This is a genomic window from Streptomyces sp. NPDC033221 (assembly GCF_055577005.1).
In genome coordinates this window covers 123,477-147,815 of sequence record NZ_JBVIQN010000023.1, presented here as the reverse complement: position 1 = coordinate 147,815, position 24,339 = coordinate 123,477, and the positions used below count along the sequence as shown (strand labels likewise).

Sequence of the window (24,339 nt, the reverse complement as noted above, 5' to 3'; positions counted from 1 at the left end):
GGTTGATAGGCCAGATATGGAAGCCCGGTAACGGGTGGAGTTGACTGGTACTAATAGGCCGAGGGCTTGTCCTCAGTTGCTCGCGTCCACTGTGTTAGTTCTGAAGTAACGAACTCGCCTTGCCGGCTGGAGTTCATCTTCATAGTGTTTCGGTGGTCATAGCGTTAGGGAAACGCCCGGTTACATTTCGAACCCGGAAGCTAAGCCTTTCAGCGCCGATGGTACTGCAGGGGGGACCCTGTGGGAGAGTAGGACGCCGCCGAACAATTTTTCCGCTCCGGTCCCTGAACCTCTGGTTCAGGGACCGGAGCTTTTTTGTTCTCACGGTGCAGTGCGGCGTGTTACTTCATGTTCACTTCATGTGGTCAGGCTCCCTGGCATGGGGACAGTGGGAACGCTCAGCTCGGCCGGTGTCCGTGAAGGCGACGAGGTGGTGGTGCCGGCGTACGGCAACCCCGAGATCGCCGAGGCGGTCATGGGGCTGGGCGCGCTGCCGGTCTTCGCCGACGTGGACGCGGACAGTCTCTGCCTCGACCCGGCCGCGGTCGCCGACGCGGTCACCCCGCGGACGGCCGCCGTCGTCGCCGTGCACCGCTTCGGCCGGCCCGCCGACATGGGCTGGATACGGGAGATCGGACAGCGGCACGGCCTGCTCGTGGTCGCCGCCGACGAGCCCGGCGCCGGGCGGGCCGACGAGGGCGCCGTACGGCGTCGGCGGGACCGCGCCGCCTACCTGGACGCACGGCTGACCGGCGTGCTGACCCCGCCCGCCGCCGCGGGTCACACGTACGAGCAGTACGTCGTACGGGTCCCGGGGAACGGGCGGCCGGACCGGGACGCCTTCGCGCGGGCCCTGCGCTCCCGGGGCGTCGCGTGCCAGGTGCCCGTACCGGCGCCCGTGTACCGGATGCCGGCGCTGCGGCGGGACGTGTACCTGCCGCAGACCGAGCGGGCCGTGGACGAGACGCTGGCGCTGCCCGTGCGCGGCGAACTGTCGCGGCGCGAGCTGCAGAGGATGGCCGGGGCCTGCAACGCGCTCGGCGGACTGCTGCAGCCGGCCGGCTGATAGTCCCTTTTGCGGGGGAGTGGTGTGGCTGTTCGGGCGTTCTTCGGGATGAGCGGTATGCGATTCGGTTTATCGGACGAGTTCGGGTAGAGTTTTCTTCGTTGCCGCGCCCCAATAGCTCAGTCGGCAGAGCGTCTCCATGGTAAGGAGAAGGTCTACGGTTCGATTCCGTATTGGGGCTCAGAGGAAAAGGCCCCCGCCATGTGGCGGGGGCCTTTCTCATGTCGTGAAAGCCGAAAGGGCGGGCCGGGCGGGCCCCCGGGTCACGCGTTGAGCGCGACCTCGGGGACACGCATGGCGAGGATGGCCATGTCGTCGGACGCCGGTTCGGCGGCGAAGCGCTCCACCGCGCGCAGGATGCGCGCGGCGACCGCGCCGGCGGTCAGGCCCGTACACGTCGTCAGTACGTCCGCGAGGCCGTCGTCGCCGAGCATGCGGGTGCCCTCGCGGCGCTCGGTGACGCCGTCGGTGACGCACAGCAGGACGTCGCCCGGATCGAGCGTGACGGTCTGCTCGTACAGCTCCAGGTCGTCCATGACGCCCAGCAGCGGCTGCGGCTCGGCGGCCGGCTCGACCGAGCCGTCCTGGCGCAGGCGCAGCGGCAGCGGATGCCCCGCGCAGACGACCTTCAGGACGGCGCTGCCGTCGCGCTGCGGCCACAGCTCGCCGTACAGCAGGGTCAGGAAGCGGCTGCGGGCGCCCTCATCGAGGATCGCGGCGTTCAGGCGCTCCAGGACGGCAGGGCCGCCGAAGCCCTCGCGGGCGAGCAGCCGCAGCGCGTGCCGGGCCAGGCCGGTGACCGCGGCGGCCTCCGGGCCCGTACCGCAGACGTCGCCGATGGCGAAGCCGTACGCGCCGTCGCGGATGGGGAAGAGGTCGTAGAAGTCGCCGCCGACCTCGTTGCCCTCGCCGGCCGCGCGGTAGATGACCTCGACCTCGACGCCCGGGACCTCGGGCAGCTCGGGCGGCAGCAGGCTGCGCTGGAGGGACTGGCTGATGGCGGTGCGCTCGGAATACAGGCGCGCGTTGTCCAGGGCGAGTGCGGCCCTGCGGGAGAGATCCTCGGCGAGTTCCAGGATCTCCTGGCGGAAGTGTTCCTCGCTGGGCTTGCCGAGGGTGAGCATCCCGATGACGCGGTTACGGGCGACCAGCGGCAGTACGACGGTCTCGCCGCCCACCGCCGAGGCGGTCGCCAGGGTGGCGCCGGGGCCCCTGGAAGGGCGGGCCGAGTGGCCCAGGCCGAGACTGCGCAGGGAGGTGCGCAGGGCCGCGTCGTGGGCGGCGTCGGTCGGCGCGTTCCAGAGGCGGGCGCCGGGGGTGGGCACCGGCTCGGGCGGGTCGACCTTCATCAGGAGCGACTTGAGGCCGTCGATGCGGTCCTCGTCCTCGTGCAGTACGTAGGACAGCTCCGGCTCGGACGCCTGGTCCGCGACGGTGTAGACGGCGCACCAGGTGGCCAGGGTGGGGACCGTCATCTGGGCCATCAGGGCCAGCGTCTGGTCCCGGTCGAGGGTGCCGGCGAGCAGGTCGGAGGCCTCGACGAGGAAGGAGAGGGAGCCGCGGCGCAGCCGTTCCAGTTCCGTCAGGCGGGCCCGTTCGACGGCCAGCGCGATGCGGTCGGCGGCGAACTGGAGGCGCAGGGCCTCCTCGTTCGTGTACCGGCCGGGGGCCTCGGCGGCGACGCCCAGGGAGCCGGTCAGGCGGCCCTCGACCTTGAGGGGGACGGTGACGACGGAGCGCATGCCCGTACCGGAGAGGAGGGGAACGGCGCCCGGGACGGCGGTGAGGTCCTCGTGGACGGCCGGCATACGGGCGGAGCCGTACCTGCCGGAGCCCGCCTCGACCGGGACCCGGGCGAAGCGCTGGCGGGCCGAGGGCAGGCCGGTGGAGGCCCGTACCTCCAGTTCGGTCTCGTCGTCGGTGGCCAGCAGGAGGTACGCGGCGTCGCCGTCGAGTATGTCGCGGGCGCGTTCGACCGTGCGCTGGAGCAGGCCGTCCAGGTCGTCGGGGGCCGGCGAGCCGATGAACACCTCGAAGGGGTCGGCGGGGCCGCGTCCCTCGGGCGGCTGGGCCGCCTGGTCGGGGGCCGGAGTGCGCAGCGGGCTCTGCAGGACGGCGCGCTCGTGGTCGCGCACCAGGAGGCAGACGGTGTACGGCTCGCCGTCGGCGTCGCGGACGCGCAGGTGGGAGGCGTACACCGGGACGACCCGGCCGTCCGCGCCCCGTATGCCGTACGAGCCCTCCCAGCGGGAGAGCAGCAGCGCCTCGGCGATGCCGGTGCCCGTGCCGGGGGTGTGAGGCCAGGCGGCGAAGTCGGTGAGGGGTTTGCCGACGACCTGCTCGGGGTCGTAGGCGAAGAGGTCCCGCGCGTCCTCGTTCCAGAAGCTGATGCAGCCGCCGCGGTCGATCTGGACGACGGCGACGCGGACCCGGCTGTCGGCGACCGGCAGCGCGTCCACGGGCAGGGCGGGGCCCGCCGAGCGGGTGCCGGCCGGGCGCTCGGGCAGGTCGAGCTGGAACCAGACGTGCTTCTGCGAGGCGGTGTACTCCACACCCCAGCGGCTGGCCAGCGCGCCGCACAGCAGCAGCCCGCGGCCGCCTTCGCGATCCGGATGGGCGAACGCGCGGCCGGCGTTCTGCAGGGGGATCTCGCGCTCCGGGTAGCGGTCCGCGACCTCGATGCGTACTCCGCCGTCCGCGCGCAGGCACAGCACGTCGGCGGCGGTGCCCGCGTGGACGACGGCGTTGGTGACCAGTTCGCTGGTCAGGACGACGGCGTCGTCGACGATGTCGCCGTAGCCCCAGCCCTGGAGGGTGTCGCGCACGAAGGCGCGGGCGGTGGCGACCGAGCGGCCGACCGGCTCGAACGTGGCAGCGGCCCGCGCGGTGATCACTGGTCTCCTCATGCGTGTGTCGGTGATCTGCTCTCCCACCATGGCGGCGCCCCTCCGAAAGCCTGGTGTGCTCGCCCACTGCCCGTGCTGGACGGCCAGGGCGGGTGGACAGCCGGATGCCAGGTTACTTACCTTCGCCGCGCGTGCGGATGCCGGTCACGTCTGTTTGCGCCCCGATCATGCTCGGGACGGTATGCGATGCTGCCGAACTGTTATGGCCTGGTTGGGCCATGGTGAAACACTGGGCAAGCTCAAAGAGAAGCCCGGGTAGAACGGTCGACCCTGCGGGAGGGACACGGTGGAGTCTGGCGCAGCGGCGCGGGGCACGAGCACGCGCGCGAAAGGCGGACGTTCCCGGAGCAACGGGACGACTGAGGTGGATACGGCTGCGCTGAACCGGCTGCTGGCTGCACTCGTCTCGATGCGGGACGGGAATTTCCGTAAACGGCTGACGGTCTCCGGCGACGGAGCGCTGTCGGAGATCGCCGCCGTTTACAACGAGGTGGCGGACCGCAATCTGCACCTGACGGGAGAGCTGGCGCGGGTGCGCCGGGTCGTCGGCCGTGAGGGAAAACTCACGGAACGGCTGGAGGCCGGAGCCTGTGAGGGCTCCTGGGCCGCGGCCATCGACGCCTCGAACGCCCTGGTCGACGATCTCGTACGGCCGGTGTCCGAGGTGGGCCGGGTACTCTCCGCGGTGTCCGAGGGCGATCTGGAACAGCGGATGGACCTGCGCTCGCGCGGTTCGGACGGCGGCTCGGCGCATCCGCTGCGCGGGGAGTTCCTGAAGGTGGGCCGGACCGTCAACGGTCTGGTCGACCAGCTGTCGGCCTTCACCGACGAGGTGACGCGGGTCGCCAGCGAGGTCGGTACGGAGGGCAAGCTCGGCGGGCAGGCGCGAGTGCGCGGCATGTCCGGGTCCTGGAAGGACCTGACCGAGTCCGTCAACACGATGGCGTCCCGGCTGACGGCGCAGGTGCGGGACATCGCGCTGGTCACCACGGCGGTCGCCAAGGGTGACCTGTCACGCAAGGTGACCGTGCATGTCGCCGGTGAGATGCTGGAGCTGAAGAACACCGTCAACACGATGGTGGACCAGCTCTCCTCGTTCGCCTCCGAGGTGACCCGCGTGGCGCGCGAGGTCGGTACGGAGGGCGAGCTGGGCGGCCAGGCGCAGGTCCCGGGCGTCGCGGGGGTCTGGAAGGACCTCACGGACTCCGTCAACCTGATGGCGGGCAACCTCACCGCGCAGGTGCGCGGGATCGCCCAGGTGACCACGGCGGTGGCCAACGGCGACCTGTCGCAGAAGGTCACGGTCAGCGCGCGCGGCGAGGTCGCGCAGCTCGCCGACACGATCAACACGATGACCGAGACGCTGCGCACGTTCGCGGACGAGGTCACCCGGGTCGCCAACGAGGTCGGTGCCGAGGGCCAGCTCGGCGGGCAGGCGCAGGTGCCGGGCGCCGCCGGTACGTGGAAGGACCTCACCGACTCGGTGAACAACGCCTTCCGCAACCTGACGGGCCAGGTCCGCGACATCGCGCAGGTGACGACGGCGGTCGCCAACGGTGATCTGTCGCAGAAGGTCACCGTCGACGTCGCGGGCGAGATGCTGGAGCTGAAGAACACCGTCAACACGATGGTCGACCAGCTCTCCTCTTTCGGGGCCGAGGTGACGCGGGTCGCGCGGGAGATCGGCGTCGAGGGCGAGCTGGGCGGCCAGGCCGCGGTGCCGGGCGCGGCGGGCACGTGGAAGGACCTCACGGACTCCGTCAACACCGCGTTCCGCAACCTCACCGGCCAGGTGCGCAACATCGCGCAGGTGACGACGGCGGTGGCCAACGGTGATCTGTCGCAGAAGGTCACCGTCGACGTGTCCGGCGAGATGCTCCAGCTGAAGAACACCGTGAACACCATGGTGGACCAGCTCTCCTCGTTCGCCGACCAGGTCACCCGGATGGCGCGGGACGTGGGCACCGAGGGCCGCCTCGGCGGTCAGGCCCGGGTGGACGGCGTCAGCGGTACGTGGAAGGAACTGACCGACTCCGTCAACTTCATGGCGGGCAACCTCACCTCTCAGGTGCGGCAGATCGCCCAGGTGACGACGGCGGTCGCGCGCGGCGACCTGTCACAGAAGATCGACGTGGACGCGCGCGGCGAGATCCTGGAGCTGAAGAACACCATCAACACGATGGTCGACCAGCTCTCGGCCTTCGCGGAACAGGTCACCAGGGTGGCCCGCGAGGTCGGTACGGACGGCAGGCTCGGCGGCCAGGCGCAGGTGCCCGGCGTGGCGGGCGTCTGGCGCGACCTGACCGACTCGGTGAACGGCATGGCCGGCAACCTGACCGCCCAGGTCCGCAACATCGCGCAGGTCGCGACGGCGGTGGCCCGCGGTGACCTGTCGCAGAAGATCGACGTGGACGCCCGGGGCGAGATCCTGGAGCTGAAGAACACCCTGAACACGATGGTCGACCAGCTGTCGTCGTTCGCCGACCAGGTGACGCGCGTCGCCCGCGAGGTGGGCACCGAGGGCATCCTCGGCGGCCAGGCCGAGGTGCAGGGCGTCAGCGGTACGTGGAAGGACCTCACCCAGTCCGTCAACTTCATGGCGAACAATCTGACGTCCCAGGTGCGCAGCATCGGCGAGGTGACCACCGCGGTCGCGCGCGGCGACCTGTCGAAGAAGATCACCGTCGACGCCAAGGGCGAGATCCTCGAACTGGTCACGACCGTGAACACGATGGTCGACCAGCTGTCGCTGTTCGCCGAGCAGGTGCTGCGCGTCGCCCGTGAGGTGGGTACGGAAGGCCAGCTGGGCGGCCAGGCGCGGGTCCCGGGCGTCACCGGCATCTGGAAGGACCTGAGCGACAACGTCAACCTGATGGCCAACAACCTGACCATCCAGGTGCGCAACATCTCCCAGGTCTCGGCGGCGGTCGCCAACGGTGACCTGACCAAGAAGGTCACGGTCGAGGCGCGCGGCGAGGTCGCGCAGCTCGCCGACACGGTCAACACGATGGTCACGACGCTGTCGTCGTTCGCCGACGAGGTCACCAGGGTGGCCCGTGAGGTGGGCACCGACGGCATCCTGGGCGGCCAGGCCCGCGTACCCGGCGTCGCCGGTACGTGGAAGGACCTGACCGAGTCGGTGAACTCGATGGCCAACAACCTGACCGGCCAGGTCCGCAACATCGCGATGGTCACCACGGCCATCGCCAAGGGCGACCTGACCAAGAAGATCGACATCGACGCGCGGGGCGAGATCCTGGCCCTGAAGACGACCATCAACACGATGGTCGACCAGCTCTCCTCCTTCGCCGAGCAGGTCACCCGGGTGGCCCGCGAGGTCGGCACGGAAGGCCAGCTCGGCGGTCAGGCCCAGGTGCGCGGGGTGGCCGGCACCTGGAAGGACCTGACGGAGTCGGTGAACGAGATGGCGGGCAACCTGACCCGCCAGGTGCGGGCGATCGCCGCCGTCGCCGCCGCGGTGACCCTGGGCGACCACAACGTCCGGATCGACGTGGACGCGGCGGGCGAGATCCTGGAGCTCCAGGACAACGTCAACACGATGATCTCCACGCTCCGCGAGACCACCCTCGCCAACGAGGAGCAGGACTGGCTCAAGGGCAACCTGGCCCGGATCTCCGGCCTGATGCAGGGCCGCCGCGACCTCAAGGACGTGGCGACGCTCATCATGAGCGAGCTGTCCCCGGCGGTCTCGGCGCAGCACGGCGCGTTCTTCCTCGCCGCGCAGCCCGGCGACAGCAACGAGATCGGTGCGGACGGCGGCGAGCCGGGCGCCTACGAGCTGCGGCTGATGGGCTCGTACGGCTACTCCATGGGCACCATGCCGACCACGTTCCGGCCGGGGGAGACCCTGATCGGCACGGCGGCGGCGGAGAAGCGCACGATCCTGGTGGAGAACGTGCCCTCCGGCTATCTGAAGATCGCCTCCGGGCTCGGTGAGGCGCCGCCGGCCAATGTGATCGTGCTGCCGGTGCTCTTCGAGGACAAGGTGCTCGGCGTGATCGAGCTGGCCTCCTTCCAGCCGTTCACCCAGATCCAGAAGGACTTCCTCAGCCAGATCGCCGAGATGATCGCGACCAGCGTCAACACCATCTCCGTCAACACCAAGACCGAGGTGCTGCTCAAGCAGTCGCAGGAGCTGACCGAACAACTCAAGGAGCGTTCGGGCGAGTTGGAGAGCCGCCAGAAGGCGCTGGAGCTGTCCAACTCCGAACTGGAGGAGAAGGCCGAGCAGCTGCGCGCGCAGAACCGCGACATCGAGGTGAAGAACACCGAGATCGAGGAGGCGCGGCAGGTGCTGGAGGAGCGCGCCGAGCAGCTGGCCGTCTCGATGCGCTACAAGTCGGAGTTCCTGGCGAACATGTCGCACGAGCTGCGCACGCCGCTGAACTCGCTGCTGATCCTGGCGAAACTGCTCGCCGACAACGCGGAGGGCAACCTCTCCCCGAAGCAGGTCGAGTTCTCCGAGACCATCCACGGCGCCGGTTCCGACCTGCTCCAGCTGATCAACGACATCCTGGACCTGTCGAAGGTCGAGGCCGGCAAGATGGACGTCAGCCCGACCCGGATCGCGCTGGTCCAGCTCGTCGATTACGTCGAGGCCACCTTCCGGCCGCTGACCGCGGAGAAGGGACTCGACTTCTCCGTACGGGTCTCCCCGGAGCTGCCCGCCACGCTGCACACCGACGAGCAGCGGCTGCTCCAGGTGCTGCGCAACCTGCTGGCCAACGCGGTGAAATTCACCGACAGCGGCGCCGTCGAGCTGGTCATCCGGCCGGCCGGCGACGATGTGCCGGTGGACATCCGCGAGCACCTGCTGGAGCACGGCGCGCTGCGCGAGCCGGACGCCGACATGATCGCGTTCTCGGTGACGGACACCGGCATCGGCATCGCGTCCAGCAAGATGCGGGTGATCTTCGAGGCGTTCAAGCAGGCGGACGGCACCACCAGCCGCAAGTACGGCGGTACGGGCCTGGGCCTGTCCATCAGCCGGGAGATCGCGCGGCTGCTCGGCGGCGAGATCCACGCCGCCAGTGAGCCGGGCCGCGGCTCGACCTTCACGCTCTACCTGCCGCACAACCCGGGCGGGCTGCCGCCGCAGGGCTACCCGCAACTGGTCGCCGGCGGGCTCGCGATGGACGCCGAGGCGCGGGACGCGGAGATCGGGCGGCAGGCCGCCGAGGACGCCATGCAGGCCGGTGCCGCGCCGTCCCGGGGCACCGGTCCCGGGCTCAACCGGCGGCGCCGGCGTCCGGTCGCCGCAGAGCGGCCGCGTCCGGAGCTGCCGGCCGCGCCCACCCCGCCGCCGGCTCCGCAGCCGGCCGCGGAGCCCCAGCCGGCGCCCGCCGAGGAACCCTGGATCGGCAACGGCCAGGACCTGGTGTCGTCCGGCTTCGACGGCGGCTTCCACGGCGAGAAGGTGCTGATCGTCGACGACGACATCCGTAACGTGTTCGCGCTGACCAGTGTGCTGGAGCAGAACGGGCTGTCCGTGCTGTACGCGGAGAACGGCCGGGAGGGCATCGAGGTCCTGGAGCAGCACGACGACGTGGTGCTGGTCCTGATGGACATCATGATGCCGGAGATGGACGGCTACGCGACCACGGCCGCGATCCGGCGGATGCCGCAGTTCGCCGGGCTGCCGATCATCGCGCTGACCGCGAAGGCGATGAAGGGCGACCGGGAGAAGAGCATCGAGTCCGGGGCGTCCGACTACGTGACCAAGCCGGTGGACACCGACCACCTGCTGACGGTGATGGAGCAATGGATGCGCACGCGGTGACACGTTCGTCAAATGAGGCTCGTAAGGTTCCCCGCATGTTGACTCAGTGTGGCCGACCACGTGTGGGAGAGCGGTATTCGGGGAACCTTCTGGTCTCTCACTGCGTTTGTGCTACGTGCACAGTGACATCGCGGTGACAGGGTGTGGCGACAGGCGGGGTGCGGCTACGATGACCGGCACAAGGACGGGCGGCATGACAGAGCCGCCCCCTGGGGCGGCGTCCGGTTCATTGCCGGGGCGAGGAGGACGGGCCATGGTGCAGAAGGCCAAGATCCTCCTGGTCGATGACCGGCCGGAGAATCTGCTGGCGCTGGAGGCGATCCTCTCCGCGCTCGATCAGACACTGGTGCGGGCATCGTCCGGGGAGGAAGCGCTCAAGGCACTGCTCACCGACGATTTCGCGGTGATCCTGCTCGATGTGCAGATGCCGGGGATGGACGGGTTCGAGACGGCCGCGCACATCAAGCGGCGCGAACGCACCCGCGACATCCCGATCATCTTCCTGACCGCCATCAACCACGGCCCGCACCACACCTTCCGTGGTTACGCGGCGGGAGCGGTCGACTACATCTCCAAGCCGTTCGACCCGTGGGTGCTGCGCGCCAAGGTCTCGGTCTTCGTCGAGCTGTACATGAAGAACTGTCAACTGCGGGAGCAGGCGACGCTGCTGCGGCTCCAGCTGGAGAGCGGCCGTGCCGCGGCGGACGAGGCCAAGGAGCCGGTGGGGCTGCTGGCCGAGCTGTCCGCCCGGCTCGCGGCCGTGGAGGAGCAGGCCGAGGCGCTGTCCAAGCAGCTGGACGAGTCGGCGGACGCGGCGGCCATCGCGACGGCGGCGCATCTGGAACGCAAGCTCACCGGACTGCGGCGGGCGCTGGACGCCTTGGAGCCGGGCACCGGCAACGCCGCTTCCTGAGGCGCGCCTTGCGTGGCGCCGTACGGCGCTCCAGCGGCCCGCTGGACGGCCTGCGGGCCGTGGCGGCGGGTTCACGGGCAGAGAGCGGTCCTGACGCGCCATCACCAGCCGTGTGTACGGCCGAGGTCCTGAGCCGTCGGCGTGAAGTACGCGGTACGCCGCGCGACACGAATGGGTGAAGGCCCGAGCGCTCGTGTCACTGTGGCCGTCGCCTGTAATCTCGTCACCATGGCCTCACGTACGTCCGGCAAGGGTTCCCAGAGCACGGCGGGCCCCTCGAAGCAGCGCGCCGGACAGCCCGGGGGCGCCGCCAAGAAGGCCGTCGCCAAGAAAGCACCGGCGAAGCGGGCGCCGGCTCCGGCCAAGAGGGCGCCCGCCAAGAAGACCGCACCGGCCAAGCGCGCGCCGGCGAGGAAGGCGGCCGCCAAGAAGGCGCCGCCGAGACCCGCGCCGTCGCCCACCGGCGGTGTCTACCGCCTGGTGCGGGCCTGCTGGCTCGGGCTGGCGCACGGCGTCGGCGCGATGTTCCGCGGTGTCGGGCGCGGCGCTAAGAACCTGGACCCCGCGCACCGCAAGGACGGACTGTCGCTGCTGCTGCTCGGGCTCGCCCTGGTCATCGCGGCCGGCACCTGGTCCAACCTCAGCGGCCCGGTCGGCGACCTCGTGCAGCTGCTGATCACCGGTGCCTTCGGCCGCCTGGACCTGGTCGTACCGATACTGCTCGGCGGCATCGCGCTGCGCCTGATCCGGCACCCGGAGAAGCCGGAGGCCAACGGACGGATCGTGATCGGCCTGTCCGCCCTGGTCATCGGCATCCTCGGACAGGTCGCCATGGCCTGCGGGTCGCCCGGCCGGGGCGACGGCATAGCGGCCATGCAGGACGCCGGGGGCTATGTCGGCTGGGTGGCGTCCAAACCGCTGATCTTCACCGTCGGCCAGACCCTGGCGGTGGCGCTGCTGGTGCTGCTCACCGTCTTCGGCCTGCTGGTCGTCACCGCCACGCCGGTCAACGCCATCCCGCAGCGGCTGCGGCTGCTCGGCGCCCGGCTGGGCCTGGTCGAGGTCTACGAGCCCGAGCCGGTGGCCGCGGAGCCCGAGGAGTACGCCGAGGACTGGCGCGACCGGTCCGGGCGCGGGGCGCGGCGCGCCGGCGGCCAGGACCTCACGGACGATCCGGACGCCATAGAGGAGGCGGCGCTGGCCAAGCGCCGCCGCGGGCGCCGTACGCCCCTGCAGCCCGCCGACCGTCCCATGGACGCGGTCGACGTGGCCGCCGCGGCCGCCGCCTCGCTGGACGGCGCGGTCCTGCACGGTGTCCAGCCGTCACCGCTGGTCGCCGACCTGAGCAGCAGCATCTCCGGCGAGCGCCGGGACGGTGGGGGCCGCGACGACGAGCGGCCCGTGGCCGGGAAGAGGAAGGACAGCGGCGCGGTACCGCCCGCCCGGGGCGCGGGCCAGGGCAACGAGGACAAGCCCTCGGGCCCGGTGCCGGACTTCACGAAGGCCGCGCCGGAACCGTCCGGCGAGCTGCCCTCGCGGGCCGAGCAGCTGCTGCTGTCCAACGACATCACCTACTCGCTGCCGTCGCTGGACCTGCTCACCCGCGGCGGCCCGGGCAAGACCCGCAGCGCGGCCAACGACGCCGTGGTGGAGTCGCTGACCACCGTCTTCCAGGAGTTCAAGGTCGACGCCGCGGTCACCGGCTTCACCCGCGGCCCGACGGTCACCCGCTACGAGATCGAGCTGGGCCCCGCGGTCAAGGTCGAGAAGATCACCGCGCTGGCCAAGAACATCGCGTACGCCGTCGCCAGCCCGGACGTGCGGATCATCAGCCCGATCCCCGGCAAGTCCGCGGTCGGCATCGAGATCCCCAACAGCGACCGGGAGATGGTCAACCTCGGCGACGTGCTGCGTTCGGCGGAGTCGGTGGGCGAGGACCACCCGCTGCTGGTCGGGCTCGGCAAGGACGTCGAGGGCGGCTACGTCTCGGCCAACCTGGCGCGGATGCCGCACATCCTCGTCGCGGGCGCCACCGGCTCCGGCAAGTCGTCCTGCATCAACTGCCTGATCACTTCGGTGATGGCGCGCGCCACCCCGGACGAGGTGCGGATGGTGCTGGTCGACCCCAAGCGCGTCGAGCTGACCGCGTACGAGGGCATCCCGCACCTGATCACCCCGATCATCACCAACCCCAAGAAGGCCGCCGAGGCCCTGCAGTGGGTGGTGCGCGAGATGGACCTGCGCTACGACGACCTGGCGGCGTACGGCTACCGGCACATCGACGACTTCAACGCGGCGGTGCGCAGCGGCAAGGCGAAGCCGCCGGAGGGCAGCGAGCGCGACCTGTCGCCGTATCCGTACCTGCTGGTGATCGTGGACGAGCTGGCGGACCTGATGATGGTCGCGCCGCGGGACGTGGAGGACTCCATCGTCCGCATCACCCAGCTCGCGCGGGCCGCCGGCATCCACCTGGTGCTCGCCACCCAGCGCCCGTCGGTGGACGTGGTGACCGGTCTGATCAAGGCGAACGTGCCGTCCCGGCTGGCGTTCGCGACGTCCTCGCTCGCCGACAGCCGGGTCATCCTCGACCAGCCCGGCGCGGAGAAGCTGATCGGCAAGGGCGACAGCCTGTTCCTGCCGATGGGCGCCAACAAACCGGTGCGCATGCAGGGCGCGTTCGTGCAGGAGGACGAGGTCCAGCTGGTCGTCCAGCACTGCAAGGACCAGATGGCGCCGGTCTTCCGGGAGGACGTCACGGTCGGCACGGCCCAGAAGAAGGAGATCGACGAGGACATCGGCGACGACCTGGACCTGCTGTGCCAGGCCGCCGAGCTGGTGGTCTCCACCCAGTTCGGGTCCACGTCCATGCTCCAGCGGAAGCTGCGGGTGGGCTTCGCCAAGGCCGGGCGGCTGATGGACCTGATGGAGTCGCGCAACATCGTCGGGCCGAGCGAGGGGTCGAAGGCGCGCGACGTGATGGTCAAGCCGGACGAGCTGGAAGGCGTACTGGCGGTCATCCGGGGGGAGACGCCTTCCTAGAGGCCGTCGCCCGGGTGGGCGGCGGCAGTGGAGGAAGTCCAGGAGCCACGCTTCGAATTCACTCGTACGGGCGGTCCCGGGTATGCGCAAGAGATCGTAAGCAACCGTTTCTTCCGTCGATACGTCAAGTTGAGGGAGGTGATGGGAAGATGTTTCACCATCGGCACCCGGACCGGGCGTCCGGCGGTCCCACGAGGCCTTCTGATGGCGTACAAAGTCCGTTCTTCCGCTTGCCCGACCCTTTCGGTACACCCCTAGACTGAACCTCCAGCAGGTGGCTCACGCTCGAAAGGCGCCCACGTGTCCATCGGCAACTCCTCCGAAGACGACCGGACCTCCATCGGCCGCGCCATCCAGCAGGCCCGCATCGACGCAGGACTGACCGTCGACGAGGTCAGTACCACCACGCGGGTGCGCGTGCCCATCGTGCAGGGCATCGAGCAGGACGACTTCTCGCGCTGCGGGGGCGACGTCTACGCGCGCGGGCATCTGCGGACGCTGGCGCGCGCCGTCGGGCTCGATCCGGAACCGCTGATCGCACAGTTCGACGGGGACCACGGCGGACGCCCCGAGCCGACCCCCGCCGCGCCGCTCTTCGAGGCCGAGCGCATCCGGCCCGAGCGGGGCCGGCCGAACTGGACGGCGGCGATGGTCGCGGCCATCGTCGTGGTCGTCGGGTTCGTGGGCTTCACCCTCTTCAGCGGCGGCGGCAAGGGGAGCGCGGTCGCCGAGGGGGACAACACCGCGGCGCCGGTGCAGCCGACCAAGCCGGCCGCCGGCAAGTCCGGCAAGGCGGCCAAGCCCACCACCGTCCCCGGTCCGGGGCCCTCGGAGAGCGCCATCGCGGGCGTGCCGAAGGACAAGGTCACCATCAAGATCACCGCGAAGGACGGGCAGAGCTGGATCTCCGCCAAGGACGCCAATGGCCGGCTGCTGGAGGACGGCCTGCTCAAGAAGGGCGAGTCCAAGACCTTCACGGACAAGAAGCGGATCGACCTGGTCGTCGGCAACGCCGGGGTCGTGCAGCTGTTCGTCAACGGCAAGGAGATCGAGAAGGTCGGCGACAAGGGAGCGGTCGAGCGGCTGAGCTACTCGGCGGGCCCGCAGGCGGGCTGACCAGGCCCGGCCCGGGCGCCGGGCGGACGGGGCAACCCTGGCAGCGAGGGAGGTTGCCGGGACAAAGTAGGCTGACTCCATGCCCGAACGCCGTACCGTCGCCCTTGTCACTCTTGGCTGCGCCCGTAACGAGGTGGACTCGGAGGAGCTCGCAGGCCGCCTGGCAGCGGACGGCTGGGACCTCGTCGAGGACGCCGCCGATGCCGATGTCGCCGTCGTCAACACCTGTGGATTCGTCGAGGCCGCCAAGAAGGACTCCGTCGATGCCCTGCTGGAGGCCAACGATCTGAAGGACCACGGCCGCACCCAGGCGGTGGTGGCCGTCGGCTGCATGGCCGAGCGGTACGGCAAGGAGCTGGCCGAGGCGCTGCCGGAGGCCGACGGCGTCCTCGGCTTCGACGATTACGGCGACATCTCCGGCCGGCTGCAGACGATCCTCAGTGGCGGCAGCGTCGAGGCCCACACCCCGCGCGACCGCCGCAAGCTGCTGCCGATCAGCCCCGCCGAGCGCCAGGACGCCGCCGGCGTCGCGCTGCCCGGCCACGGTGACACGGAACCGGCTCCGGCCCCCGCCGACCTGCCCGAGGGCGTGGCGCCCGCCTCGGGCCCGCGCGCGCCGCTGCGCCGCCGCCTGGGCACCAGCCCGGTGGCCTCCGTGAAGCTGGCCTCCGGCTGCGACCGCCGCTGCTCCTTCTGCGCCATCCCGTCCTTCCGCGGCTCCTTCATCTCGCGCCGCCCCTCCGACGTGCTCGGCGAGACGCGCTGGCTCGCGGAGCAGGGCGTGAAGGAGATCATGCTGGTCTCCGAGAACAACACCTCCTACGGCAAGGACCTGGGCGACATCCGCCTGCTGGAGACGCTGCTGCCGGAGCTGGCCGCCGTCGACGGCCTGGAGCGCATCCGGGTCAGCTACCTGCAGCCCGCCGAGATGCGTCCCGGCCTGATCGACGTGCTGACGCAGACCGAGAAGGTCGCCCCGTACTTCGACCTGTCCTTCCAGCACTCGGCGCCGGGCGTGCTGCGCGCGATGCGGCGCTTCGGCGACACCGACCGCTTCCTGGACCTGCTGGAGCAGATCCGTACGAAGGCGCCGCAGGCCGGTGCCCGCTCGAACTTCATCGTCGGCTTCCCCGGCGAGACCGAGGACGACGTCGCCGAGCTGGAGCGCTTCCTGACCGGGGCGCGGCTGGACGCGATCGGCGTGTTCGGCTACTCCGACGAGGACGGCACCGAAGCCGCCACGTACGAGAAGAAGGTCGACCCGGACGAGGTCGCCGAGCGCCTCGCGCACATCTCGCGGCTGGCCGAGGAGCTGACCGCGCAGCGCGCCGAGGAGCGGCTGGGAGAGACCCTCACGGTCCTGGTGGACAGCGTCGACGACGAGGACGGGATCGTGGGGCGCGCCGCGCACCAGGCCCCCGAGACCGACGGCGTCACCTTGCTGCGGACCGCACTCGACCTTGCGCCGGGTCGTATGGTCGAAGCAAAGGTCGTGGCCAGTGAAGGCGTCGACCTGGTGGCCGAGGTGCTGTCGGCGGACGGCGTGCCGTGTACTGAGGAGGCGGGCAGATGACCGGAGTCCCGGCTTCCGCGGCCGGTGGGCACCACCGCCCGGCGCCGGCCGTCCGGACGGCCGGGCTGTGGAACATCGCCAACGTCCTGACGATGGTGCGGCTGCTGCTCGTACCGGCCTTCGTGATGCTGCTCATGCACGGCGACGGCTATGACCCGGCCTGGCGCTCGTTCGCCTGGGCGGCGTTCGCCATCGCCATGATCACCGACCTGTTCGACGGCCACCTGGCGCGCCAGTACAACCTGGTCACGGACTTCGGGAAGATCGCCGATCCGATCGCGGACAAGGCGATCATGGGCGCGGCGCTGATCTGCCTGTCCATCCTGGACGACCTTCCCTGGTGGGTGACCGGCCTCATCCTCTTCCGGGAGCTGGGCATCACGCTGATGCGCTTCTGGGTGATCAGACACGGCGTCATCCCCGCCAGCCGCGGCGGAAAGCTGAAGACGCTCGCGCAGGGCACCGCGGTGGGCATGTACGTGCTCATGCTGAACGGGCCGCTGGCGACGTTCCGCTGGTGGGTGATGGCGGTGGCCGTGCTGCTGACCATCGCGACCGGCCTGGACTACGTACGGCAGGCGATCGTCCTGCGGCGGGCCGGGCTGGCCGAGGCGCGGGCCGTACAGGCCGAGGAACGGGCCAGGGCGGCCGCCGAGGCGCAGGGCGACGGGGGACCCGTACGGTGAGACCGGTGTCGGCCGCCTGGGCGACCTTCCGAAGTGGCTGCGGAAATGCACGCTGAATCGGACCGGGAAGCGACCGGAACGGGCCGGGAAGTGGCCGAAACGGACCGTGAGGCGGCCGGAGCGGCACCTGACGCCGTGCGCGACCTGGTGTACGAGGGTGACAGTGAGTCGGCGCCCGGGACGCCGACCGTGGCCGCACGGGCGCTCGACGCCCTCGCGGCGCGCGGACAGAGCCTGGCGGTGGCCGAGTCACTGACGGGCGGGCTGGTGGCCGGAGCGCTCACCGGGGTACCCGGAGCCTCCCGGGTCTTCCGGGGCTCGGTGACGGCGTACGCGACCGAGCTCAAACGGGACGTCCTCGGAGTCGACGGGCCGCTGCTCGACGCGCGCGGAGCCGTGGACGCCGAGGTTGCCCGCCAGATGGCCCGTGGTGTAAGGCGTGTGCTGGGCGCGCACTGGGGTATCGCCACTACGGGGGTCGCCGGCCCGGACCCCCAGGACGGACAGCCGGTGGGCACCGTGTTCGTCGCGGCCGAGGGGCCCGGCGGCGCGGGCGGCGTACTGCGCCTGACACTGGACGGCGACCGCGAGCGGATCCGCCGGGACACGGTGGCGGCGGCACTCCGGCTGCTGGTGAGCGAACTGACAGGAAATGCGGCGGCACAGGATACGGAACAACGGGGGGAAATTTGATGTTTACAGCCCTGAGTGAACACGAACTCACGCCCCGCACGGCCGAGGCCCGAGGCGGTACGGTGGGGCGAGAAGGATCCGGATCCGAGGTCCGAGGAGGGAGCCAGCGATGATTCTGCTTCGTCGCCTGCTGGGTGACGTGCTGCGCCGACAGCGTCAGCGCCAGGGCCGCACCCTGCGCGAGGTCTCCTCCTCCGCCCGGGTGTCGCTCGGCTACTTGTCCGAGGTCGAACGGGGACAGAAGGAAGCCTCTTCCGAACTGCTCTCGGCGATCTGCGACGCGCTGGACGTGCGCATGTCCGAGCTGATGCGCGAGGTCAGCGACGAGCTGGCACTCGCCGAGCTGGCACGGTCCGCTGCCGCGAGCGACCCGGTGCCCGCGCCGGTCCGTCCGAAGCTCAACTCGGTGTCCGTGACCTCGCTGGCCGGGGTGCCGGAGGACCGCGTGACGATCAAGGCACCCGCGGAGGCCGTCGACGTCGTCGCGGCCTGAGGCTGCGGCGGTCCGCTGCCGGAGCACCGGGCAGGACGGCTGAACGCCCTTCGGGGGCGCTGCCGCCGTGCGGTGGGTGTGAATGCCGCCGGGTGGCCGATGTCGCGGCCGGTGCTGGCGCCGCTGATGCGACGCGCCGTGTTCCCCCAGTTGTTCCCCCTTCCTTCTTCGCTCCCTTCCTCCGCTTCGCACCACCCTCCGGTTCCTCCGCGGCCGATCGCCGAGGACCCCACCGACTCTCCTGAGCCCCGTCCGGCGACCGCCGACGGGGCTCGCGGCGCTACCGGGACGTCCGGCCGGGCCTTACGGAAGGGGCGGCAGGGACTTCCGTCACCAGGTGGGAACGGCCGCGCATTACCGCAGCGCATCTGGGTACCCGATCCGCACAGACAGGACCAATCGTTTGTACGACGGGCGAACGTATTCATTCGCCCTGAAAAGGAGTAAATGGATGTCTGTCGTCAAGAGCACGCTGTCCGACGACGCACGCAGGGTGGTCGGAGAAGCACTGCAGGGAGCCCTCGTCGACCTGGTGGATCTCTCGCTCGTGGCGAAGCAGGTCCACTGGAACATCATCGGCCCGCGTTTCCGGTCCGTACATCTCCAGCTCGACGATGTCGTGGACACGGCACGCGCTTACGCCGACACGGTCGCCGAGCGCGCCTCGGCCATCGGGGTCTCCCCGGACGGCCGCGCCGAAACGGTCGCGAAGACCAGCGGCATCGACACGGTGCAGGACAACTGGATCAAGGATGCCGAGGTCGTGCGAGTCGTGACCGACGCCCTCGGCGCCGTCATCGCCCGGATGCGCGAGCGCATCCGCGTCACGGACGAGCCCGACCCGGTCTCCCAGGACATCCTCATCGGCCTGACGGCCGACCTGGAGAAGCACCACTGGATGTTCCAGGCCGAGTCCGCCTGAGCCGACCGAGCCGGTCGTGGCCCCCGCGACCGGCTGCGCGAGCGCCCCTCTGACACCGTCAGGGGGGCGCTTGCGGAGCCAGAACCGCTGCCCAGTGGCGGTGGCGGTGAGGCCATGACGCGCGATCTCCGGTTCACCGGCGCGCAGCCAGCGCCGGTGGGCCGCTTCGACCTCGTCCCAGAGGCGGCGCGGGCCGTACTGGCGTACGCGGTAGGCGGAGGTCTGCAGGCCGTCGTAATCCACCGAGGCCCATGACGACGCGGCGTCGTCGGCCAGTCGCAGGCGGGTGTGGGCCTCGGCGGTGCCCGGGTCCGTGTCCCAGGAGTGCCACACGTCGGGGACACGCAGACCGGTCGCGAACTGCGCGTCGAGATCGCTGCCGGCCACCGCCCACGGGGAGAGCGCCGTGCTGGAACGGCTGGGCCGCTGCCCCGCGCGCAGGAGATCGCGGTCGAGGTCGGCGGTCGCGCGCTGGCCGCGCATGACCATATAGGAGCCGTGACCAGCGAACTGCCCGGTGGCCGAGCCGTCCGGTCCGTCCGGTCCGTCCGAGCCGTCGGCGCGGCGGGTGAGGACGACGGTGCCGTACGTGATCCAACTGGTGCTCCACGGTACGACCAGGAGAGCGCCGTCGCCGGTGACGACCGTGGGGGCACATCCGGCGGCCGCCAGGTTGGCACGGGCGGTGCCGGCGAGCACCGGGTCGATCTCGACGCTCACCACATGATCGGCTCCGAGCCGGTGGGCGAGGAGAGCCGCGTGGAAACCGGTGCCGGTACCGATCTCCAGCACGCGCTGCCCGTCGGCCGGCGCGGCGTCCTCGATCATGCGCAACACCGTGCTGGGCGCGGAAGCGGACGAGGTGGGCTCCTGGAACCCGTCCGCGTCCTCGGCGATCTGCGTGACGAGCGGCGCGTCGCTGTACGCGGCCTCGGCCCAGCGGCGCGGCTCCGTGGCACGGTCGCAAGGCGCGTAGCCGCCGGTGCCGTCACGGAGCCAGATCAGGTCCGGCAGGAAGCGATCACGCGGCACGGCGCGCACGGCTCGGGCCCAGGGGGCCGGGACGGGGTGGCCGAGGGTGGCGGCCACTTGGGCGAGGAGGGTGTGGGGCGGGGTTTTGGTGGGGCTGTTGGTGGTGGGGTTTGGGTCTGGGGAGGTGTTGGTCACTGGTGGTCTGGGCTCCCGGGGTCGCTGTCCGAGCTGCTGAAGGTAGCGAACGGTGACGCCATGGCGTTGCCTGTGTGACGGGTGCGGCGTAGTGGCGTGTCTGTGGTTCGGGAGGGTGAGGGCGGACGATCATGGTGGGGAAACGAACGCCGGATCAGCAACGTATGAGGAGTGTCCGCTATGTCGAAACCCCCGCTGCCGCAAGAGGCGGTCGCCATGCTGGAGAAGGCCAACCCGGCCGTCATCACGACCCTGCGGTCGGACGGCCAGCCGGTCTCCACGGCGACCTGGTACCTCTGGGACGACGGCCGGGTGCTGGTCAACATGGACGAAGGCCGCAAGCGCCTGCAGCACCTGCGCAACGACCCCCGGGTGACGATCACCGTCCTCGACGAGTCGAGCTGGTACACCCACATCAGCATCATCGGCCGGGTCACCGAATTCCGCGACGACGAGGACCTGGCCGACATCGACCGGCTGGCCCACCACTACCTCGGTGACTCCTACCCGCAGCGTGACCGGGCCCGGGTCAGCGCCTGGATCGAGATCGACCGCTGGCACGGCTGGGGCAGCCACAAGGACAGCAGCCAGGCCGGCTGACGGCCCGGGTGTGGAAGACCTCCTCCGGAATGGCCGGGGGAGGTCTTTTACGGTTGACGGTGGGAGTGCAGGGATTCATCCATTGCGGCCCTGCTGCCGCTCATTCCCGGCTCAGGCGGCGAGTTCGTACGCTTCGAGTCGTTTGATCATTCGGCGGACCACCAGCAGCGGAATCACCCCGAAGATGCCGAACGACATGTCGATCAGCTGCCAGTAGAAGGGAATTCCGCGCATCGGCCCGCAGATGAGGGCCAGCGGAATGATTCCCGCGCACGCGATCATCCCGAAGTCGATGATCCAGATATTGCGGACCGGGTCGCGGAACGGACCGTAGAACGCCACCGCGATGACCAGGTGCGCGAACGCCAGCCAGTCCGTTCCGTACAGCATGAACGGATACTTCGCGTCGGTTGCCTCCAGACCCTCCCGGGCCTTGCCGATCCACTCCACCAGCCCCGGCCACTGCCCGCCGAGCGGTGACGCGTCGGACCGCAGCAGTTCGTCGGCCCACCGGATTTCCGTGACGAGCGGAAATGCCGTCAGCCCGCTCAGCACGAGGCCGATGATGAAGACAGCCAACCAGATACGGATACGGCGCCTGAGCGCCTTTCGCCCCTCCATGATCGGGAGCGTACGCCTGCCTTCGGAGGGCGTTTTCCCCGGGGTCGGTGCCGGCGAAATACGGGCGGGCGGCGGAAGGTTCAGAGGGGAACTCCGGTGTCGATCAGGGACCGGGCGCCCTGGCTGAGGAGTTCGGTGGCGGCGTGCGCGCCGAGCGCCGCCGGGTCGTGCGGTGTGTCGCTGTGCAGCCGTACCTGTGCGAAGGCGGTGCCGTCCGGGGAGCAGACCATGCCGCGCAGGCAGAGCCGGCCGTCGGCGCCGGTGACGCAGTGACCGGCGATGGGGCTGTTGCAGTGGCCGCGCAGGCCCTGGAGCATGACGCGTTCGGCGGTCACCTCGGTCAGCGTCGGCTCGTGGTTGAGCTGTTCCAGCAGCGCCGCGACGGCGCTGTCGGCACGGCGGCACTCCAGGGACAGCACGCCCGCCCCGATGGCCGGCAGCAGTTCCTCGGTCTCGAAGACCTGTCGCACCCGATGGGTGAGGCCCAGCCGGGCCAGCCCGGCGCTCGCCAGGACCAGCGCGTCCGGCGCTGCATGGGGGCCCGGCGTGGCATGGGTGTCCCGTTTGCCGTCCAGGAGGTCCAGGCGGCTGCCGACGGCGCCGCGTACGGGGACGATCCGCAGGTCGGGGCGGATACGCAGGAGTTGGGCCCGGCGGCGTACGGAGGCGGTGCCGATCCGGGCGCCGGGCGGGAGGTCGTCGAGGTGGCGCACCGCCGAGTGCTCGGGGACGACCAGGACGTCCCGTACGTCGGCGCGCTCCAGGTGCGCGGCGACGACCAGGCCCGCGCGCAGCGGCAGGTCGCCCGGCACGTCCTTGAGACAGTGCAGTGCCAGATCGATGTCGCCGTTCTGCAGCCGCGCGTCGAGGGCCTTGACGAACAGGCTCTTGCCGCCGGTGCCGGACAGGTCGGCCTGCGGGCGGTCGGCCTCCGGCCGGACCGGGACGGTCACGGTCCGCAGCTGCGGGTCGAGCCGGTGCAGCAGCCGGGTGACGTGGGCGGTCTGGGCGAGCGCCATGGGGCTCGTACGGGTTCCGACGCGCAGCTCGCGGACGGGGGAATCGGCGCTCACGGACGGTCTCCGTTCGGTGGTCTCGGGCGGTGCCCGCCGTCGGGCGGTGATCGTTCAGTGCAGCGTAGGAGACTCCGGGCGGTGGGCCGGGGAGGTGTGGGGTCGAGCTGGTGTGCGGGGCGGGAGGGGAAAGGGGGACGGGGGAGGGGGTGGCGTTCCGGTGGTGTGCGTGACCGCCGTGCCGTGCGGCGGGCGCGGCCCGTCTGGATGCGAGCCGGGTGGCGGCGGGCGAAAATACCGGGGAGACAGAGATCCGTGAGAGCGGGGCATGGATGAGCGGGCCCCGTCGAAGCGTTCGCGCCGGTAGTGCCCCGGTGCGCCCTCCCGCTGGGCGGCTGCGCCCGTCTAGCGTCGACCGGAGGAGGCAGCCATGGCTAGGCACGAATTCTTCGCCCGGCTCGGCATATCCCCGGTCCGGCTGGCGGCCGGGGCGGCTGCCGGGGGGCTGTGGTGGTGGGCCGTGCTGCGGCTGACGCTGTGGCCGGGGACCGCGGGCGTCGTCGAGGGGGCGGTGGCGGCCGGAGGGTGGGGGCTGAGCCTGTTGCCGGTGCACTGCGTGCCATGGGCGAAGCGGGCGTGTGGCCGGGGCAAAAGGCCTGGTGGCGGGGGTGATGGCAGGAGCGCCGGGAACCTTGGGAGTGTGGTGAGGGGCGGTGTGGTCAGGTCTTGGCGAACTCGGGGACGAGGGCGCGGGTGAGGACGGCGTGGCGGGGCGGGTCACCCGGTTGGTGGAGGGGGACCGGGACCGCGTATTGGAGGGTGGGGAGGGGCTGTGGTGTGGTGGCGGGGTGACGCGGTGGCCCGGATAGGTATAAGTATGGGCTGACGGTAAGTCAGGCGCCCGGTGTGGGCTTGGCGTTGTGGTCCGTGGGCGCGGGTGCCTCGTCCGGTTGGCAGGTGGGGCACCAGTAGGTGACGCGTTCCTGGGTGGGCGGGCCCTGTTCTCCCGTACGGACCGGTGTGCCGCAGCGGAAGCAGGGGCGGCCCGCCCGGCCGTAGACCCACTGGCGGCGGTCCGGGCGGGCACTCGGTGTCGTGATGCGGGCGGGGCGGTCCTTGTTTGCTTCCAGGAGCTTCTTGGCGAGGGTGGTCGCGCGCTCGGGAGCGGGCAGGCGGCCGATCGGCAGCCAGGGGGAGGCGCGCAGCAGGAAGCACAGTTCGCACTTGAAGACGTTGCCGATGCCCGCGAGGTTGCGCTGGTCGAGCAGGGCTTCGCCGAGCGGGCGGGCGGGGTCGGCGAGCAGTCGGCGCAGGGCCTCGGCCGGGTCCCAGTCGGGTCCGAGCAGGTCGGGGCCCAGGTGGCCCACGGCGTCGTCCTCGTCGGCGGTGCGCAGGAGTTCGAGGACGGGGAGGCGGTAGCCGACGGCGGTGCGGTCGGCGGTGGCGAGGATCGCGCGGATCTGGTGGGCGGGGCCGCCGCGCCAGCGCTCGGCGGGGGCGTAGAGCTGCCAGGCGCCGTCCATCCGCAGATGTGAGTGGAGGGTCAGGCCGCCCTCGACGCGGGTGAGGAGGTGCTTGCCGCGCGGGACCACTTCCAGGACCGTACGGCCGGACAGGTCGGTGGTGGCGAGCTTCGGCACGCGCAGGTCGGAGCGGGTCAGCTGCCGGCCGGCCAGCGCTTCGTGCAGGCGGCGGGCGGTGCGCCAGATGGTGTCGCCTTCGGGCATGGGG

At 70.9% G+C, this 24,339-nt stretch carries 15 protein-coding genes, 1 tRNA gene, 1 rRNA gene and 1 pseudogene; 13 read left to right on the top strand and 5 right to left on the bottom strand.

Translation table 11 applies throughout. From position 1 onward, the window contains the following. Nucleotides 1-148: 148 nt before the first annotated feature. From rrf to ACZ53K_RS27310, 3 genes are all read left to right on the top strand, one after another. Nucleotides 149-265, top strand: a 5S ribosomal RNA gene (gene rrf / locus ACZ53K_RS27320). Between the two features lie 114 nt (nucleotides 266-379). Further along, nucleotides 380-1,066, top strand: a complete 687-nt coding sequence (locus tag ACZ53K_RS27315; RefSeq protein WP_468841398.1) for a DegT/DnrJ/EryC1/StrS family aminotransferase — start codon at nucleotides 380-382, stop codon at nucleotides 1,064-1,066. Nucleotides 1,067-1,174: 108 nt separating this feature from the next. Then, nucleotides 1,175-1,247, top strand: a tRNA-Thr gene (locus tag ACZ53K_RS27310). An 82-nt stretch (nucleotides 1,248-1,329) separates the two neighbouring features. On the opposite strand, the gene ACZ53K_RS27305 is transcribed toward ACZ53K_RS27310, so the two are convergent. Continuing rightward, nucleotides 1,330-3,972, bottom strand: coding sequence for a SpoIIE family protein phosphatase (locus ACZ53K_RS27305; protein WP_468841396.1), 2,643 nt, complete (start codon nucleotides 3,970-3,972; stop codon nucleotides 1,330-1,332). A gap of 286 nt (nucleotides 3,973-4,258) precedes the next feature. Here ACZ53K_RS27305 and ACZ53K_RS27300 point away from each other — a divergent pair, with 286 nt between their 5' ends. From ACZ53K_RS27300 to ACZ53K_RS27260, 9 genes are all read left to right on the top strand, one after another. Beyond that, nucleotides 4,259-9,772, top strand: coding sequence for a HAMP domain-containing protein (locus tag ACZ53K_RS27300; protein ID WP_468841394.1), 5,514 nt, complete (start codon nucleotides 4,259-4,261; stop codon nucleotides 9,770-9,772). Nucleotides 9,773-10,025: 253 nt separating this feature from the next. Further along, a complete protein-coding gene (locus ACZ53K_RS27295) occupies nucleotides 10,026-10,685 on the top strand; it encodes a response regulator (protein WP_468841392.1) in 660 nt (219 codons plus the stop codon). 228 nt (nucleotides 10,686-10,913) lie between these two features. After that, a complete protein-coding gene (locus ACZ53K_RS27290) occupies nucleotides 10,914-13,724 on the top strand; it encodes a DNA translocase FtsK (RefSeq protein ID WP_468841390.1) in 2,811 nt (936 codons plus the stop codon). 300 nt (nucleotides 13,725-14,024) lie between these two features. Beyond that, nucleotides 14,025-14,840, top strand: coding sequence for a helix-turn-helix domain-containing protein (locus ACZ53K_RS27285; RefSeq protein WP_468841388.1), 816 nt, complete (start codon nucleotides 14,025-14,027; stop codon nucleotides 14,838-14,840). 79 nt (nucleotides 14,841-14,919) lie between these two features. Further along, on the top strand, nucleotides 14,920-16,413 hold the full coding sequence (rimO, locus tag ACZ53K_RS27280) for a 30S ribosomal protein S12 methylthiotransferase RimO (RefSeq protein ID WP_468841386.1): 1,494 nt from the start codon (nucleotides 14,920-14,922) through the stop codon (nucleotides 16,411-16,413). Further along, the gene (gene pgsA, locus ACZ53K_RS27275; RefSeq protein ID WP_468841385.1) at nucleotides 16,410-17,099 is read left to right on the top strand and encodes a CDP-diacylglycerol--glycerol-3-phosphate 3-phosphatidyltransferase; all 690 of its coding nucleotides are present in this window, start codon (nucleotides 16,410-16,412) and stop codon (nucleotides 17,097-17,099) included. The genes rimO and pgsA overlap by 4 nt, the downstream gene beginning before the upstream one ends. Before the next feature lie 147 nt (nucleotides 17,100-17,246). Next, nucleotides 17,247-17,792 carry a CinA family protein gene (locus ACZ53K_RS27270; protein ID WP_468841414.1) on the top strand — a complete coding sequence of 182 codons (546 nt, stop codon included), beginning with the start codon at nucleotides 17,247-17,249 and terminating at the stop codon, nucleotides 17,790-17,792. Nucleotides 17,793-17,901: 109 nt separating this feature from the next. Then, complete coding sequence (locus ACZ53K_RS27265) at nucleotides 17,902-18,285, top strand: helix-turn-helix domain-containing protein (protein ID WP_030024638.1); 384 nt, start codon at nucleotides 17,902-17,904, stop codon at nucleotides 18,283-18,285. Between the two features lie 451 nt (nucleotides 18,286-18,736). Beyond that, the gene (locus ACZ53K_RS27260; RefSeq protein WP_468841412.1) at nucleotides 18,737-19,207 is read left to right on the top strand and encodes a Dps family protein; all 471 of its coding nucleotides are present in this window, start codon (nucleotides 18,737-18,739) and stop codon (nucleotides 19,205-19,207) included. A 636-nt stretch (nucleotides 19,208-19,843) separates the two neighbouring features. On the opposite strand, the pseudogene ACZ53K_RS27255 reads toward ACZ53K_RS27260, so the two are convergent. After that, nucleotides 19,844-20,239: pseudogene (locus tag ACZ53K_RS27255) on the bottom strand (methyltransferase domain-containing protein); the annotation flags it as partial. 315 nt (nucleotides 20,240-20,554) lie between these two features. On the opposite strand from ACZ53K_RS27255, the gene ACZ53K_RS27250 reads away from it, so the two are divergent. After that, on the top strand, nucleotides 20,555-20,974 hold the full coding sequence (locus ACZ53K_RS27250) for a PPOX class F420-dependent oxidoreductase (RefSeq protein WP_468841384.1): 420 nt from the start codon (nucleotides 20,555-20,557) through the stop codon (nucleotides 20,972-20,974). A 111-nt stretch (nucleotides 20,975-21,085) separates the two neighbouring features. Here the strand turns inward: ACZ53K_RS27250 and ACZ53K_RS27245 are convergent, their stop codons facing one another. The 3 genes from ACZ53K_RS27245 to ACZ53K_RS27235 form a co-directional block, all read right to left on the bottom strand. Beyond that, nucleotides 21,086-21,595 carry a hypothetical protein gene (locus ACZ53K_RS27245; protein ID WP_468841382.1) on the bottom strand — a complete coding sequence of 170 codons (510 nt, stop codon included), beginning with the start codon at nucleotides 21,593-21,595 and terminating at the stop codon, nucleotides 21,086-21,088. 80 nt (nucleotides 21,596-21,675) lie between these two features. After that, complete coding sequence (gene hemC, locus ACZ53K_RS27240) at nucleotides 21,676-22,668, bottom strand: hydroxymethylbilane synthase (RefSeq protein WP_468841380.1); 993 nt, start codon at nucleotides 22,666-22,668, stop codon at nucleotides 21,676-21,678. Between the two features lie 833 nt (nucleotides 22,669-23,501). Further along, entirely contained in the window at nucleotides 23,502-24,335 is an 834-nt protein-coding gene (locus tag ACZ53K_RS27235) for an Fpg/Nei family DNA glycosylase (protein WP_468841378.1), read from the bottom strand. Nucleotides 24,336-24,339 lie beyond the last annotated feature (4 nt).